12 protein-coding genes and 1 pseudogene are annotated in these 15,907 nt (G+C 33.6%); 1 reads left to right on the top strand and 12 read right to left on the bottom strand.

Annotated elements, in window-relative coordinates; all coding sequences use genetic code 11:
• Positions 1–8: 8 nt before the first annotated feature.
• The 3 genes from ACWOEC_RS03815 to yeiL form a co-directional block, all read right to left on the bottom strand.
• Positions 9–2,840 (bottom strand): endo-beta-N-acetylglucosaminidase, encoded by a 2,832-nt coding sequence (locus tag ACWOEC_RS03815; protein WP_455306045.1) that lies wholly within the window; start codon positions 2,838–2,840, stop codon positions 9–11.
• A 131-nt stretch (positions 2,841–2,971) separates the two neighbouring features.
• Positions 2,972–3,469, bottom strand: a complete 498-nt coding sequence (locus ACWOEC_RS03810) for an STM3941 family protein (RefSeq protein ID WP_297079838.1) — start codon at positions 3,467–3,469, stop codon at positions 2,972–2,974.
• Positions 3,470–4,147, bottom strand: coding sequence for a transcriptional regulator YeiL (gene yeiL, locus ACWOEC_RS03805; RefSeq protein WP_455306044.1), 678 nt, complete (start codon positions 4,145–4,147; stop codon positions 3,470–3,472).
• Between the two features lie 81 nt (positions 4,148–4,228).
• On the opposite strand from yeiL, the gene ACWOEC_RS03800 reads away from it, so the two are divergent.
• A complete protein-coding gene (locus tag ACWOEC_RS03800) occupies positions 4,229–4,870 on the top strand; it encodes a YczE/YyaS/YitT family protein (RefSeq protein ID WP_455306043.1) in 642 nt (213 codons plus the stop codon).
• Positions 4,871–4,881: 11 nt separating this feature from the next.
• On the opposite strand, the gene ACWOEC_RS03795 is transcribed toward ACWOEC_RS03800, so the two are convergent.
• The 9 genes and pseudogenes from ACWOEC_RS03795 to ACWOEC_RS03755 all read right to left on the bottom strand — a co-directional run bounded on the left by ACWOEC_RS03795 (position 4,882) and on the right by ACWOEC_RS03755 (position 15,688).
• Entirely contained in the window at positions 4,882–5,433 is a 552-nt protein-coding gene (locus tag ACWOEC_RS03795) for a hypothetical protein (protein WP_455306041.1), read from the bottom strand.
• 168 nt (positions 5,434–5,601) lie between these two features.
• Positions 5,602–6,144 carry an acyl-CoA thioesterase gene (locus tag ACWOEC_RS03790; RefSeq protein ID WP_455306039.1) on the bottom strand — a complete coding sequence of 181 codons (543 nt, stop codon included), beginning with the start codon at positions 6,142–6,144 and terminating at the stop codon, positions 5,602–5,604.
• A 98-nt stretch (positions 6,145–6,242) separates the two neighbouring features.
• Positions 6,243–6,503 (bottom strand): annotated as a pseudogene (locus tag ACWOEC_RS03785) (AAA family ATPase); the annotation flags it as partial.
• 537 nt (positions 6,504–7,040) lie between these two features.
• Complete coding sequence (locus ACWOEC_RS03780) at positions 7,041–7,958, bottom strand: hypothetical protein (protein WP_455306038.1); 918 nt, start codon at positions 7,956–7,958, stop codon at positions 7,041–7,043.
• Between the two features lie 199 nt (positions 7,959–8,157).
• Positions 8,158–10,869 (bottom strand): DEAD/DEAH box helicase family protein, encoded by a 2,712-nt coding sequence (locus tag ACWOEC_RS03775; protein ID WP_455306036.1) that lies wholly within the window; start codon positions 10,867–10,869, stop codon positions 8,158–8,160.
• The gene (locus ACWOEC_RS03770) at positions 10,862–12,808 is read right to left on the bottom strand and encodes a DNA methyltransferase (protein WP_455306034.1); all 1,947 of its coding nucleotides are present in this window, start codon (positions 12,806–12,808) and stop codon (positions 10,862–10,864) included. The genes ACWOEC_RS03775 and ACWOEC_RS03770 overlap by 8 nt, the downstream gene beginning before the upstream one ends.
• 293 nt (positions 12,809–13,101) lie before the next feature.
• On the bottom strand, positions 13,102–13,509 hold the full coding sequence (locus tag ACWOEC_RS03765) for a hypothetical protein (RefSeq protein WP_455306032.1): 408 nt from the start codon (positions 13,507–13,509) through the stop codon (positions 13,102–13,104).
• A gap of 200 nt (positions 13,510–13,709) precedes the next feature.
• Positions 13,710–15,098 (bottom strand): relaxase/mobilization nuclease domain-containing protein, encoded by a 1,389-nt coding sequence (locus tag ACWOEC_RS03760; protein WP_455306030.1) that lies wholly within the window; start codon positions 15,096–15,098, stop codon positions 13,710–13,712.
• On the bottom strand, positions 15,083–15,688 hold the full coding sequence (locus tag ACWOEC_RS03755) for a plasmid mobilization protein (protein ID WP_455306028.1): 606 nt from the start codon (positions 15,686–15,688) through the stop codon (positions 15,083–15,085). Before ACWOEC_RS03755 ends, ACWOEC_RS03760 begins: the two co-directional genes overlap by 16 nt.
• Positions 15,689–15,907: the final 219 nt, after the last annotated feature.

Genomic DNA, 15,907 nt, shown 5'->3' with positions numbered 1-15,907 from the left:
TTTTTATTTTATAATCCGTAAACTTCAATACCATAGATTCGAGCTGCTGAATCTGATCCTTGTGTCGGTTTGTCGATCACGATCCGAACGTAACGTGCAGTTTGTGGAGCAAAGTTACTCGTGGTAACTGCCGCTTCATTACTGATCGTCCGCGAAACAGGTGTAAAAGTTTTGCCATCAGTACTTGTTTCGATCGTAAACGCTTTAGTATTCATATCTGCGCCTTCACCACCGGCTTCAGCATTTTTTAAAACGACTTGTGATACAAGCACGTCTTTGCCAAGGTCTAGTGTAATATCATGTGGTGCTGCTCCAGTGGCACACCATTTCGTATCGTCTTTGCCATCAACAGCAAATTCCGGTGATTCACCATCATTTACAAAAGATGAAGCTTCTGTCTTCACATTTTGCGAAACGAGTCCCACACCATTTTTAGCTTTGTCGGTTACGACAATATAGTGTTCTTGTGTCTCCGTTGCTTCGCCCGTTTTATTTTTAGCCGTCAACATTACTTTATATTCACCGGCTTTGTCATAGGTCACTGTAGGATTTTTTTCAGTACTCTCTTTGACAGAACCGCCTTCAAATGTCCACTTGATACTATCTGTATTGGAAGAAGAACGATTTTCAAATGTCACGCTCTCGCCAGGTGCGATCAATGTTTTATCTGCACTAAAAGCTGCTTTTGGCTCACGTGTATCTGGCCAATCTAATGTGACAGGTTTTGATGCTGCACTTCGTTGCCCAAAATAGTCGACAGCAACGATCTCAAAATTCGTTTTATTGGTCTCGTCATGACGCTTCAATCCATTAAGATAAGCATTCGTTGCTGGCGTGGCTTGTAAGAACGTTCTTGAATCATCTTCATTGATACGATAGATTTCATATTTACGGATACGTTCTGCATTTTGTGCATCCCATGTCATACGCACTCCTGCGTAATTACTTTCTTCTTCATCAAAGATCGCTTCTTCGATCGCTGCATCTGCAACCTTAGTCAGATTTTTTTCATTTTTTGGCAATAGTGCTAATTGACCAAGACGCAATTCGTACGTATCGCTACTTTTTTCAGATGTGATGTCATAAGATAGTGTTTGAATCGTTTTGCCAACATACGGACTTAAATCATATTCTACCGTCGTCCACATCTCTCCAACTTGATGATTTCCAGTAATCGTTTCTTTTTGACCATCATCAAAGGTCAATTGAATCGCAAGTTTGGTCGCTTCTGACGCTTTAGCCGTCGTGGTGAGTGTCATTTCCTTTTCGATTGGAACTTGCATTTGATATAACTTCAAAGTATTGGTTTGTTTGGCTTCGATGTTCCTTCGTAATTTTAGTGAGTTTCCACCTTGATACGCATCTGCATAGTCGATCGAGATCTTTAGATCATTGCCTTCACCTTGATCCATGATATAGCGATAGGTCGGCATGATATCTTGCAATCCCCGGTTGTTCCAATGTGCTTCAGACACTTTTTGTCCATCGATAAAATAATTGTACCCATTTCCTAAATTGAAATTCGTCACAAATGGTGCTTGGGTGATCGCTGTTTGTTCTACAGCATACGTTGAGATTCCAGGCCATGTACTATCTTTTTTAACAGTCGATTTTGTCGGATCCCCTTCACCATTGACCCAGAAAATCGATTCTTTGCTTTGGAAATCTTCTGGTCCAGTTGCCTCTGAATAGGTCCAGTTTGGTGCATATAATCCAAGCGATGTGTACGGACGATTATTTTCATCAGTAAACAATTGCCAATCGACTGGTGTCATATAGCCGTCTGCTTGTACATCGATGCCGTCATACAAATCGTATGGATCAATATTGTTTTCTTTGGCTAATGTTTCAGATGATTTAAGCAACTCTTTTGGACCTAATTTTTCGGTATTCCACCAGAAATTTAAAAACATCTCATCTGCGACTGGTTCCATATTCGCATCGACTAAATAAGATTTATTTTGTTCGGTCAAGGCATTTTGCCAATCCATCTTGCCATCGCTTGTCATCGAATCGTACCACATCACTTTATGATCACTAGAAGCTGCTTTTAATTGTTTGATAAATGCTTCCATCTTTTGTGCATGTTCTTTAGTTAATTGTTCTTCAGCAGGTTTACTTTCTTTTTTAGCGACACCATTGGCCACATCATCGAAACTTTCGACTTCATTGTCCGTCTCTTGATTGATAAACCAACCATCAAATCCGTACTGATCAGCTACTTCGACTAATTTATCGACCATCGGGAAGTTTCCATCTTTATCTTGGACTAAAAATTCATCCAACCACTCGATCTTACCACCGTGAGCAGTTTGCGGGAAAAAGATCGTTCCTAATACGGGAACTCCGTTTTTATGTGCAGCATCGATAACATCTGGACTTGGCGGGACGATGATTCCTTCACCAGAAGAGCCTCCCCAGTACACTAATTCATCGATATATTGCCAATAAGAAAACACGTTTGCATCAAACGTATTGCTTCCATACGGCACATTCCCACTCGTACTACTATTCATGATCGACAAGGCGACAACTTTCATGTCCTCATCTTGCGTTTCATTGACTTTAGCAAGCTCTTTTTTGTCGACACGTTTAGCTAAAGGAACTGTACTGACATTATATTTCGCATTTGGATCTTTAGAAAAATCCCATTCGAGTAATTCTTTTGGAAACCAATAGGAAGATTCTGTTTGATTATCCATCGGGCGATCGACTTCAACTTTTTCGGTCATCGCATAGTTCACTTCATCTGCCGTATTACTTTTTGTGTAATACACACCTGCTCCGACTGCTCCTAAGATCAAGGTTCCAAATAACGCATATTTCGTGTACTTGTTCATCTTTTTGCTCCTTTATCTGATGCCGTATTTTTCATGACGTTAAAAAGATAACGCTTTCAACAAGAATCATAACATCACAAAAATAGGAATTCTATATACAAAGTATAGAATTCCTTGAACAGATTAAAGGTTTAACGATAACGTACCCAATATTCTTGTAACTTTTCATAGATCTCTTGAGTTGAAAGATATTTTGCATGTTGAACCGAAATTGTGATCGTACCAAATCCTAGACCTTCGTTTACTTGTTGTAGTAGTGTACGAACCTTTGTCGTGACCATCGTCTCATCAAGTTGTAACTTAATCAATGCTTGTCCCATCAAGGTTTCTAATTCAATTTTTTGGATACTATCCCAAGAGATCACGACTTCTTGCATCGCAAAAGGATTTGAATGATCATATAGACCGTCTGGAGTTAAAATCAATAATTTCTCACCGATAAATAATTGCTGGATAATCACAAATTCAGCCAATCCAAAGAAAATGATCCCGATCAGTCCGATCCACATGTAGCGATTGTCCCCAATAAATAACACAACCGTACTCAACAATAACATGATTAAACCTAAAAATGACAACCAAAGTTGCTTTTTACTACTTTGATACACCGTAAATGTTTCTTCTGTCATTTAATACCCTCCTTTGCGTGATAGTAGATACTCCTCTAAGCGCTTTTGATCAACACGATATCCTGATGCTGTTTTTTCTAAAATCGCATATTCACGAAACTCTTTGAATGTATGTGCCAAATGACGATAACTCACGCCAAGATATTCCGCAATCTCAGCTTGTTTTTCCACGATATAGCCCGCTACGGTATGCTCAAGCAAAAATTCTGCCAAACGATCACGCAATTCAAAATTTTGATTGATGGAAAAATGTGCCATACGTGTAATCAATTTTTGTCCGATGTACTGTCCGATCTTTTGTAGAAACCGCGGATCATTAAATAAGACCGCTTTGGCATATGACATGGGAATCGCTAAACAGACGACTTTAGTACGCGCTTGGACATCTTTTGTTTCCTCTTTCGAAACTTCAGCTTCGATAAATCCCAGTTCGCCGATAAAATCATGTGGAGCTAAAAATTGGATCAAGGTGCGTTTGCCATTGGCTTCAGTTTTTAAGATCTTCGCTGAACCGGAGACTACGTAAAACAGATCCGTCATTTCGTCTCCTTGGCGATGGATATATTCTTTTGCTTCAAAATGTTGTAAACTACTATGGGCTAAAATATCGGGCGTAAATAGAGGATTTTCAATCAATCCATATTGCTCTTTTGCCACTAAAAAAGCAGTTCGTTTCATTTTTCCACCTCCAAAATATGAGATATTTCCTATTTTTATTTTAACATGTGCGGCATACTAAGAAAAACAGGAGGAATTCTCATGAAAAAAAAGCTTATTTGGTCACTCTTTTACTATATTTTAAGCGCCTTTGGAATCAGCTTAACGATCAAAGCCTTTATCGGCGTCAGTAGTTTTAATTCATTAAACGTAACACTTTCCACATTTAGTTCGATCAAAGTCGGGACGATCACGACGATGATCAATCTGAGTTTTTTCATCCTTTGCATTCTATTGGATAAAAAAAGAACGCTTTCTTCTTATCTTACCATGTTGGTCACCGTTTTGCTCTTTGGAACAGTCATCAATCTATTCGTCTATGGAATCCTTGCACCGTTGACGATCACAGCTTACCTCCCACGTGTACTTTTATTTAGTATTGGCACGTTGATTGGTGGATATGGGACCGGACGAGCATTAGGGATCGGAACATTGAAGTTTCCGATCGAACAATTTTGTTTGCTCCTAGCAGATAAAACGAAACGAACTTTTTCTTTCTATCGCTATAGTATCGATATTGTGTGTATCGCACTTTCTCTACTCCTTTCTATCGTGTATCAATTACCGATCGCTGTAAGAGAAGGTACGATCATCAGTCTATTCTTACTATCCTTTATGATCTCATTTGCCAAAGACTTGCCTACACCTTTAGTCTTTCGTCCAAAAAAACGTCTAGAAAATTAAACTAGACGTTTTTATTTAAATTTATTTTGACGTCGTTTCAATGCCAGCTCATAAATTAATTCCATCATATACGCCAAAAGCAATCCATAAGCATACATAAAACACACGATCACAATTCCAGCAAGTAGACTTCTATCTCCCAATAATCCTTGCCCAACAAATGGAACAGGTCGTCCCCATAATAAGATCGTGACTGTCAGTCCAGTAAAGGTCGCCGGTAGATATTTTGGCAATTTGTTTTGAAAAAAGATCAATGCTCCTGCGCATAATGAAAAAATCAAAAAACCTCCATCGATCAGATTCAATGTAAAAAAGGAAAGAGAATCTACGAAGAAATACCAAATCAAATTGGAGATCTGCCCCCAAAATAACCCAACGACAAAAGACGCCCAAAGTTCTAGACAAATCACTTTATTCATGGCGACATTTTTAAAAAAATAGACTTGTAACGCTAAAAAACTGATCCAAATAAACTGGCCGATGGAAAACGTCCCGATCAATAAGATCCCGACAAAGTTTACCAGAGCCACTATGACACAAAGCAACACCGTATTACGCATCATCCACCCTACCTTTATTAGAAACCGCTATCATTTGTAAAAACCAATCGATTTTTTCTACACATAAGTTACTCTTTAATATACCAAGAAACCCGTCTTGACACACTATCAAAGCTGTAAGCTACAAAAAAATAGACGAACACCGAAACAGTCGGTCGTCCGTCTATTTTTTTAGTCTTTCATGCCTTCATCTGACCACGGAAGGTCTGTAGAAAGTTGCGCTGCGAAGGCTTTGTACGCATCGCGCTCAGCTAGTCGTGCCGTACGACGTGCTTCATAGCCATCATGCACCAATTTTTCTTCTTTGGTTTCTGGTACGACTTTTGGTACCATAAAAACCGTCTCTTCATTCATATGAGATGGCACGGCTACAAAGGTCGTAAAACACGTTGCCGCAAGATAGCGTTCTCCTGTCACCAAGTCCTCACCGATGATCTTGACAAAGACTTCCATCGACTTATTGTGTGCTCCGGAAACATAGGATTTCACACAAACCGAATGATTGGCATGCAGCGGTTTTAAAAAATTCAAATTATCTAAAGATGCTGTCACCGCACCTCTACGACAATGACGACTCACTGAAATCGACGCTGCATCATCGATCAACGTCATCAATTTCCCTCCAAATAAAAACCCAAATGGATTCAAGTCAAACGGAAAAATGCGATGTGTTTGAATCACACGCGATTCCCGACAAAATTTTGTATCTTCCACAATATTCACCTCGGATATATTGTAGCACTTTTAGAGGAAAAGTACTGACTGAAAGTATATCTATATAAACAATCGAAAAATTGGTTTTCTATTTAGATTTATTTTTCCCAATGAAATAAGATACAACTGAACTCGCTCCAAAAATCATAGCGAAAAAAATAAGAAATGTCACTATCGAAACTAACTCGAATACCATTAACGACTCGCTGCCAATCTTCCACAACTTGAATTTCATCAAACAACAAATAAATTTTTTCATTATCTTTTGAGATCAATTCATTCAATTTTTCACTAAATTTCTCCTCAGTTGTAATTTTCTGGAAGTCAAAATTTTCAAAATTCATGTAAATGATGTGATCCTCAGGTACATTTTCTTGTGGTAATTATTCCTTAAAAAGCAGTAATAAAACTGACTTTCCAAAACGACGTACTCCTGTAATAACCTTTATGAAGTCAGAATCTTTAATTTGGATAAGTTGCTTAAGGTAAGTAGGTCTTTGAAACATCTTTATCACTCCTTTGAAGTTAACTTCTATTCAATATTAATTTTGCTATTATTTGAAGTTAACTTCAAATAATGTCATTTTTATAAATTAAAGAAGTTAAAACAAAAGACTAGAGCACAAAAAAGCTAGAAACCTTATGTATCAAGATTTCTAGCTTATAAAATAGGTTTACCCTACACTACCTTCCAATGGAAATTTGAAAGATAATTAACTAATAAAAGCTATAATATCATTACTCACTGGCTAGTAAATACCGATAATATTGCTGCATGATATTGCTTGATAGCAGTCGAAACGCACCCAAAAACGAATCCAATTTTGCAGGTAGAGAAATTATTTGAATAATACAATTTTTTCTATTTTTCGAATACTTTATTATCTGATAATTTTTTATTTAAGTTTATTAAAATAGTTTTCTTCAACTTTTAAAACTTTCTTTGCTTCTTTTTTAAACTCTGCATACGTAGATATTGAATTATCTTGATAGTTGAAACAATGATATACCTCACCATCATAATCATAAAAAATCATATCATTTTTTGTTCCATCAGGGTTAATTAAATAAAATTTCTTGTCATTTAATAATACATTTTTTTCTTGATTAAATTTAAAAAGTACCGATTTTATCTTATTTAAAAAGTTAACATATATTTCTGTTACTACCAAATTAAATTTTGAAATTGTATGAACATATGAAATATGAGGAAGTGCACCAAATTCATTGTATATCTCTAATTTTATTTTTTTTATTTCTTCCTTCAATAATTTATTTAAATCAAAATGAGGCATATCTATAATCTCATCCAAATCAAAATATACTTTTTTATTTTGAATATTTAAAGGTAAATGACCATGTTGAGAATAGTTTCTCATGTGTAACAAAAATCTATAAGAAAATTCTTCATCATATGGTTTGCTTAGAAATTTTTGTTTAAATAATTCGTAGTCTTCTACGGATAAAGAATTTTTCAGACACACTTCAATTGATTCTATAAAAGTTTTTGCCGAACTAATAAAATTAATAGTCAATGCATTAATCTGGTAATAATATTGTTCCTCAGTAAGTTGGCTACCTCGACTTTCAATATCATCATTTGAATAGATAGTAAAACTATTTAATAAATTAGACAAATTACATCTAAAAACATTAAATAATTTATCTAACTCACCGATATGTCTAGTTAACTCAACATATTTGAATATTATTTTTTTTTCGTTTTTTTTAATAGAATTGATTATTTTCTCAATTTGAACTATGACTTCTGAACTAATATTTTCTGACAAATAATATCTAGTATCTTTTATCATCCCTAGTACATCCCCTAATATTAAATTTCTTAATAAATTAAATCTAACAAGAATTAATAACAAATAAACAGTTATTAAAATTTTGTAACAATCAATTTATCAACATTGATTCGGAAGTGTTACATTATCTTTTAACCCAGATACTTTAACAGTTGATATTTGATAATCACTCATTTGCATCACTCTCCTTATAATATATTTACATACTTAACCCCCTAAAGTCGCTATCAATTGCAATTTGAGCGAGTTGTTTCATGGTATTTCTACCGTCATTGATTGTGTAGAATTTAAGTCCTTTGATTTTAACGTCGTCTATTTCATCTTCAAAGGCTAATTCTGCTTCATGTTCATTGATATACATCAACAAGTCTTCTTTCCATTGTTGTTCTTCGATTTTACCGCCTTTTGGTTCAATAAAGACTTGTAAGAAAAAGTCGGCATTTTGGAGATATAGTATGAAGTCTGGTTGGAATCCTTCAAAATGAACATCTTTAGCGTTAGGATTGAATTCATGAAGCTTCATATTGTTACTTTTAGCTGATTCTCGGTGCATATTTTCATCCATACGAATCAAGTAAACTTCTGAATAGTGTTCTTTCAATTCTTGTACTCTTTCCCCAATGCGATCAATTAATTGTTTTTCTGTTAAGTTAACAATCGCTGATTCGTATATGAAATAATCATCATCAATCACAAAACGTTGCACTGTTTGAGGATTTTTATCCATAAATAATTTTGACGTATCATAGTTAGGAATACGTTTCTTATAATCCGTCACATAGTCTTTCACTGGATAACCAATAAATTTATTCGACCCTCTATGAGAGTTAAAGTTCTTCTTAATTTTTTGAGCCACTTCTGCTAAATATAACTCAACAATTCTCAACTTTTCTTGTGCTGTTAAATCATACTGTGTTATTCTCATTGGAACGTTTGCGTATATTGTACGATTGGTAATATTTAACCATTTCCCCCCTAAAAACTCTTCTCTTGAATTTAATAATGGCATATATTTCTTTAGGTTATCAAAATGGAAAAATGTTAAACGATTCATGGCTTTTTCTATGAATCGTCTATCAATTTCAACGGGTATTTGGTGCATGTCTGTATAATCTTCATACACCATATTTGCTTTGTAGCTTACTTCTTTTGCTGAAGATAACCAGTTAATGACAATATCTTCTTGATTATTTAGCGAATATTTAATTAAACTGTCATAGTAATCATCTGACAACTCAATAGATTGATTATAATACAATTTTCCGTATTTCCAGACATCAGTTTTCTTGAATTTTGGTTTAACTTTGACATCTAATAGTGGGTTTTTCTTATCTTCTCCCGTTGGTAAGTTCATTTCATCTAACGCAGCCACTAAATTTTTCAAATATTGTGGTTCGTTGATCGTATGATAATGTAACGTTTCTAAAATCAAGCTAGGATTACTGTCATCTTCAAATCGTCTTTGATAAGATTTTTCGCCATCTAATTCAAAAGGATTATACCTTGCACCACGTCCAATTAACTGGGCTTCAGCCATGGTCGTTTTCTTATCCCCTTTTGTATCTTTATAATTACTGATTCTAACAATATCATACAGATTTAATACATCCCAACCTTCTGTTAACTTTGCTACTGCAAACACGACACGATACAAGTTATTGGGACTTTCTAAACTATTTAACGCTTCATATTGTCCTTTTTCAAGCATTCCTGCCCCACGATCACTATCGTTAGCGTTAATAATACGACTTGGTGAGAACTCACGCTTCATTTCTTTGACAATTTGAGGTAAGTCTTCCTTATTTTTAATGAAGTAATTGTAGGCAAAACCTAACGTCTCACTTTTATCTTCAGACATGACTTTCTCTTGTCTTTCAAGAAACGCTAAAATATAGTCTGGTGTTAACTTGTTAATCAGTTGATTAAACAAGACATTTGCTTCATTTGAAGCATCAATTTTTTGCGATTTAAACATAGTTACTGGTTTGATATAAGTACCATATAATTCAAAGGCATAGCGACGTCTAAACTCACTTAATAACACGACATTCAACATGTTTTCTTCATCTGTATTGCTTGACTGAATTCGTTTAACATTCTTAGAGTATCTGTCTTGAATAAAGCGATCTAAACCATAACGATATAACACCTTATCTTTGTATTTCTCATAGACTTTCTTGTTTTCTAAATCAATTGTTGCTGTAAATTCTAACAACTTATTATCTTCATTAGCGTTTAATATGGTATTAATCGCTTTTTCCCATGATTGTTCTGCTTCTTTTTCAGACTTAGTAGACGCTGAATAGTGATGGGCTTCGTCTCCTAAAATAACCACTTTATTTCTAGCATAATCTTGTGCTCCCATTGAGTTCTCACTTTGCGTAAAAATATCACTCGCAACGGATTGCACACTGGCTAATTTGATATAAATTGTGTTTTTACTTTGATTTTCCGGAAACTCATCAACTTTTACAATCGACAAACGTTCCCCATCTATTTCAATCACAGACTTGTATAAATACTTATTAGATTGCTTATTCGTTAAGTTATCAATCGTTTTATTTAAGACACTGTTCGTATTAACAATAAATAAAAAGTTCTGGTAATTGTGTTCTTGGTACAAATACAAGATTAACCCAGCCATCAAGTCTGTTTTACCTGAGCCCGTTGCCATGTTAAACAGCGCATGGTTAATTCTGCGGTACTCGAAGACTTTATTCGTCATGGTGTAGTGGAAATAACGTAAAGCAGACTCCTGATAATCACGAAACCTATGTACCATATTTTCTGCTAAATAAGTTGGTGTGACCCATCCTAATTCATCATTTAGTAAGTTATGATCCAGTTGAACGAGTTCATCATATAAAGGAAGGGACAATGGTTTAAACGTTTCTTTCGTCTTCTTAGCCATCTTGATTCACTTCTTTGTAAAAGCTCTGATTAAAGTCATAATCTGAGTCAGACAATAATTCTCGAACGTGTGTATCATCTATTTCTGAATAGTTGAAATACAACTGATTTTTATCTAGTATTTTAATCAAGGTTTTCTTTTGTTCTTCAAGTGAATGTTCCCACAATGTCACTTGAACCTCTTCTAAATCTACTCTAAAATCAATATCAGGTGATTGACTCATTCGTTCAAAAATAGCTTGTAGTTCTTGCATAGTATCTGCTTCGATAATTTCTATTAAGAAACCTGTGTTCTTTTCCATTAATTCAGCATAGATGAATGAACCACCACCTTGCCAATCAACTTCTTTAGAAATCCCACCTTGTTCTCCTTCAATGACTTTTTGAAGTCGAGGGACTGAAACAGTATTAATGTAATCCATTTGTTCAATCCCAATAAAACGACGATTCATTTTCATTGATACGGCTTGCGTGGTTGCAGAACCCATGAAGAAATCTAATACAATATCATTTTCTTTAGTTGAAATTTCAATAATTGATTTGATTAGTTTTTCTGGCTTAGCATAGCTAAATTCATCCCTTCCAAATAACAAATCAATTTCATCATTTCCTGTTTTATTTTTGGTTTTAGTAATTAGATTTATAATAAACTCTCTCAACATAAAATCACTGCTTACATAAGCTGGTTTGCTTTTATTATCATCTTCGTCTTTAAATACTCTTCTAAAGGGTTTTTCTCCCTTCATAAATGTATAATCATCAGGGAAACCGATAGATCCTTTTTCATAATATAATTTAAAATTTTCTTTTGGAATCGCCCATGAACGTTTTGGATTCACTGGGTACTTTTTTAAAGTTTTAGGATTTATCATAGTGTAATTTGAATTAGGTCTTTCAACAATAGTTCTTTGACTAGTTAAATCGGCTACTCTCCAAGGCCTATTTGGGAAATCATCAGTTTTTATATATTTTCTTTCTATATTTCTTCCTACAACATCTTGTTTTTCACTAGAATTTGAATATACTAATATCCAATCAAAGTCTTGGGAAAAATTAAACGGAACATCTGATTTTCCGTCCCTAGTTTTTCTTGGAATTGTACCTACAAATTGTTTATTACCAAATATTGAGTCTGTCAGCACTTTTAAATAATGCATACCATCTTCACTGATATTTATCCATAATGTACCATTCTCTTTTAAAAGTGATTTTGCAATCTCTATCCTATTTTTTAAAAATACCAACCAAGTTGACATTTTGAAATTTGAATTATATACAAAACTATCTTCTGCTATTTTCTTTTTAAAAAAATATGGTACATCAATATATATTAGTTTTACTTTTCCTGTATAGAGTTCTTTTAAACTATGAAGAGCCAACAGATTATTACCTTTTAAAATTAAATTATCCTCTTCTGTTATTCCAGAAATATCATGCTCACCTTCTACATCATATTTTTTGGCGTTAACTAATAATTTTTTATCTAGCAGAACATCGATTTCTTCTTTAGCAATCACTTCATTAAGAAATGGCTCATCTGGTCTCAAATCATCTTTCGCTAAGTCTTCTTTAGTCATACCAGCTTTTAATATCGTATCTTTATAGGGAAAATCTAACACGATTTCTGTTGCTTCATCAATAAATTTCCCATTAGCTGTTAACCCGATTTTTTTTGAATATTTTGTATAAGAATCTTGCCAATAGTCATTCGTTTCAAATAATTCTACTAATTTATTCACATTAAAAATAATGGCATCACTAATAGCCATTGTAAAATTACTTTTCACAACGTCATTTGACAACATTTTTGTCATTAATTCTTTATCATAATTATCTAAGTCCTGAATCACTTTTTGCTTATTGATGATCTCACCAATAAAATATTTGTCACCAAACATCAGCAATACTGATTTAATGGCTTGATTTATTTTTGTTTCCATAATTCCTCCTACATAATGCATGTCTAGTGCTTTTATAATAACATTTTATGGTAAATATTTGATTATTATTTATAGCAATTCTTGAGTAATCTTTGCTTTTTAGAAGAGTTAGAATTATTGAATTCACATTATTCAAAGTAATCTTCAAAAAAATAACAATTCAATTACAGTTAAAATTCTAATGGTACATCATTTGTAATTAAAGAATTTTAGAAACCAATATTACCTACTTAATATTGTTATCAGCAAACAAAAATGAAGCTAGCACAAGTACTAGCTTCATTTTTTATTATCTATTTCATTGAACATATTTCTAAATAGATTTCATTATCTTCTGCTATCATTGTCACACATCTATTTCCCTTATGATTAGCTGTCACTAAATAAATTAGTCCAGATCTCATTTCAGAATAACCAACTTCAATCACAAAATGATTAGCTCTTATTCCACAATAATACTCATCATCTTTTTCTACCATAAAAACTTTTTTTGCATGAAACAACATTAATTCGTCAATATCTTCTTGATAAACATCCTCGTAAAAATTAATTTCAAATACAACTTCTGAATCAATCTTTGCAAATTTATTTTCATATAGCCATGCAACGCGTTGCTCAATATCCTCATAAATTTTTGCTTCTTTTTTTGTTTTTAATTCTCGTTTTATCTTTTTTGTTTCGGTATTTTTTGATTTTTTCATATTATTCACCTCTTCATTTTATTCAGGGAGTCTGTAGGGAGGTTGCTCCCTCAGGAATTGAGAGCCACCACTGTCTTTCCAGATAGAGTAGCCTGCAACAGCATGGCTCTCAATCTGGAAAGATAGTGGGTAGCTCGCGTATGTCTTAAAAAATAATTTCACCATATTAAACTTTCTAATTTAATCTCTGGCAAGATACTTTAAAAATCCATTTCAAATCCTTGTCTTCTTTGTTGCTCCATTTCGATCTTATGTTGCATAAATTCATAGTCTTTTTTAGCACGATACATCTTCACATCATCGTTAATGGCTTTACTAATTTGATGATGCAAGGCTCGTGCATTTGGCGTATGAGTATAACTCCCTGCACCAAAATATAGGGACGTGTACTGTTTTTCTTCTGTCTTTTTGACTGCAATTTTTTTATGTTCGATACTTTTTGAAGTCTGCTTGTTCACTTTCAAATGAACTTTTATTTCGTACTCTTCATCATCAGGTGGACCAAGTGACGTGGCAAAATGTTGATCAACTGACTTTAAAAAATCGTCATACTTCATAAAATAATGCGCACCTTTTCGATTAAATTGACGTTGTGCGATTTCATCTAATTCTACAAAGAGTTCTTCTAGTTCCCCTGTTTTATTAATTCTTTGATTCAAAATAATAAACTGTTCTTCTTTACTAAAGCTATCAAGATTACTAATTTTATAATCCATTAGATTATAATCAAGATTTTTTTCTATCGACTCTAACTCATAACTCTTACCTAATTTTTTAGCACTAAATGTTTTTTCAACATATGGTTCACGTATTTTTCGTGACGCTTTGTCTTTACCTAGAAAAATAAATTTTTCTCTATTCTCATAAAAGTTTGTTTCTTTTTTATACAAAACATAACCTAACTTGTTGCTGTTTTTAGAAAATTTGTAAACTTCTATGTCATGATTTTTCGCTAAAGTATCTGAAAATTTTTCAAAAGAGGTAATCGTTTTATCTCTCAGCACATCATCAATAGCATCTTGAATAACTTGTTGATAGTTCACTTGTCCTTTTTTCAATTTGGATGGATCACTAGAATAAATATTATTACGTCTAAAAAGAGCATCATAATATTCATTGTCTATCGGTTCTAATCCATGACTCTTTAAAAGAGTATCATTTATTTCTCTCATGTTTTCTAAATCTTTTGGATCAATTCTAATTCGTTTACTCGTTTCCGTATCGATATTATTAATCACTAAATGACTATGAAAGTGTTCTTTATCGTTGTGACTTGCGACAATAATTTGACAATGAGGAAATGATTTTTGAGCAAACTCCACCGCTATTTTGTGCATCTGTTCTTCTGAAAGTTCTTTAGATATTTCTTTATCAAAAGAATGTATCACATGATAAGCCTGTGTCACGTCCTTTGAGTGATTCATTTTAGTTCTCGTTCTGTTCATCATTAAATACGCTTTTTCTAGTTCATCACTGCAATTTATTCCTGTAACCGCCACACATTTTTCTTTTTTTGATGGATTAGCTGCATATTGAAGAAGGGAAGACAGATTTTTCTTTCTTCCTAGTGATGTTACACTAGCTCCCATAGTTTTTCACTCTGTTCTTCCATCATTTGGATGCTTGCTAGTGCATTACTGAGTCTATTATGAATATAAGTAGCGTATTCAACTTTAGTTTGAGGTCGTTCATTTTTCTTAATCCAGTATTGCATATATTTCTTTTCTTCATCACTTAATTGACTACTACGAATCTTATTGAGGTTATCTTCTGTAAATACTTTGTCGGGATCAACAATCATAAAAACTTGAGCAATCTTATTAGCCTGTTCATTCTCGAATAATTGGTACTTTTTATTGCTAAAAAGATCAGTAGAAAAATTATTTGATAAATCTTTCTTATGGAAATGAATCGTAATAGTATTCAAACTTTTAGTAGCTTGGTTTAAGTTGTTTCCTAGATGATTTAAGGCTTTAATTAGCCCTTTTGTATCTAAGTCAGACAATAATGGGGGTTCGTACTGTAGCCCCTTTAACCGTTCTCTGCATACTTCAGCACGCGAGATACCCTTTTGTTCAGAAATCAAAGTTATTTCTTTATACGTTCGCTTATCTACTCGAAAATTTAATGCTTCACTATTTTTTCTATTTCTATCATACAGTTTTTGTTTATCACCCATTTGAATTCACCTCTATTTTTTAATCAGCATTTTATATTCATAACATTATTGAATGTCTTCTTTTCAACTTCTGCTATTTCCTTCCAAAAATTGATTACGTCCATATAATTGTGTAAAAGATAAAAGGCCATGTAACAGCCCTTTTACGGTACAATGTTTTTAACCACAAAAACATACCCAGGAGGACGTTACATGACCCAAGTACATTTTACACTGAAC

The sequence above is a fragment of the Enterococcus bulliens genome, from assembly GCF_053761865.1.
This window is presented reverse-complemented; position numbering and strand designations above follow the sequence as displayed.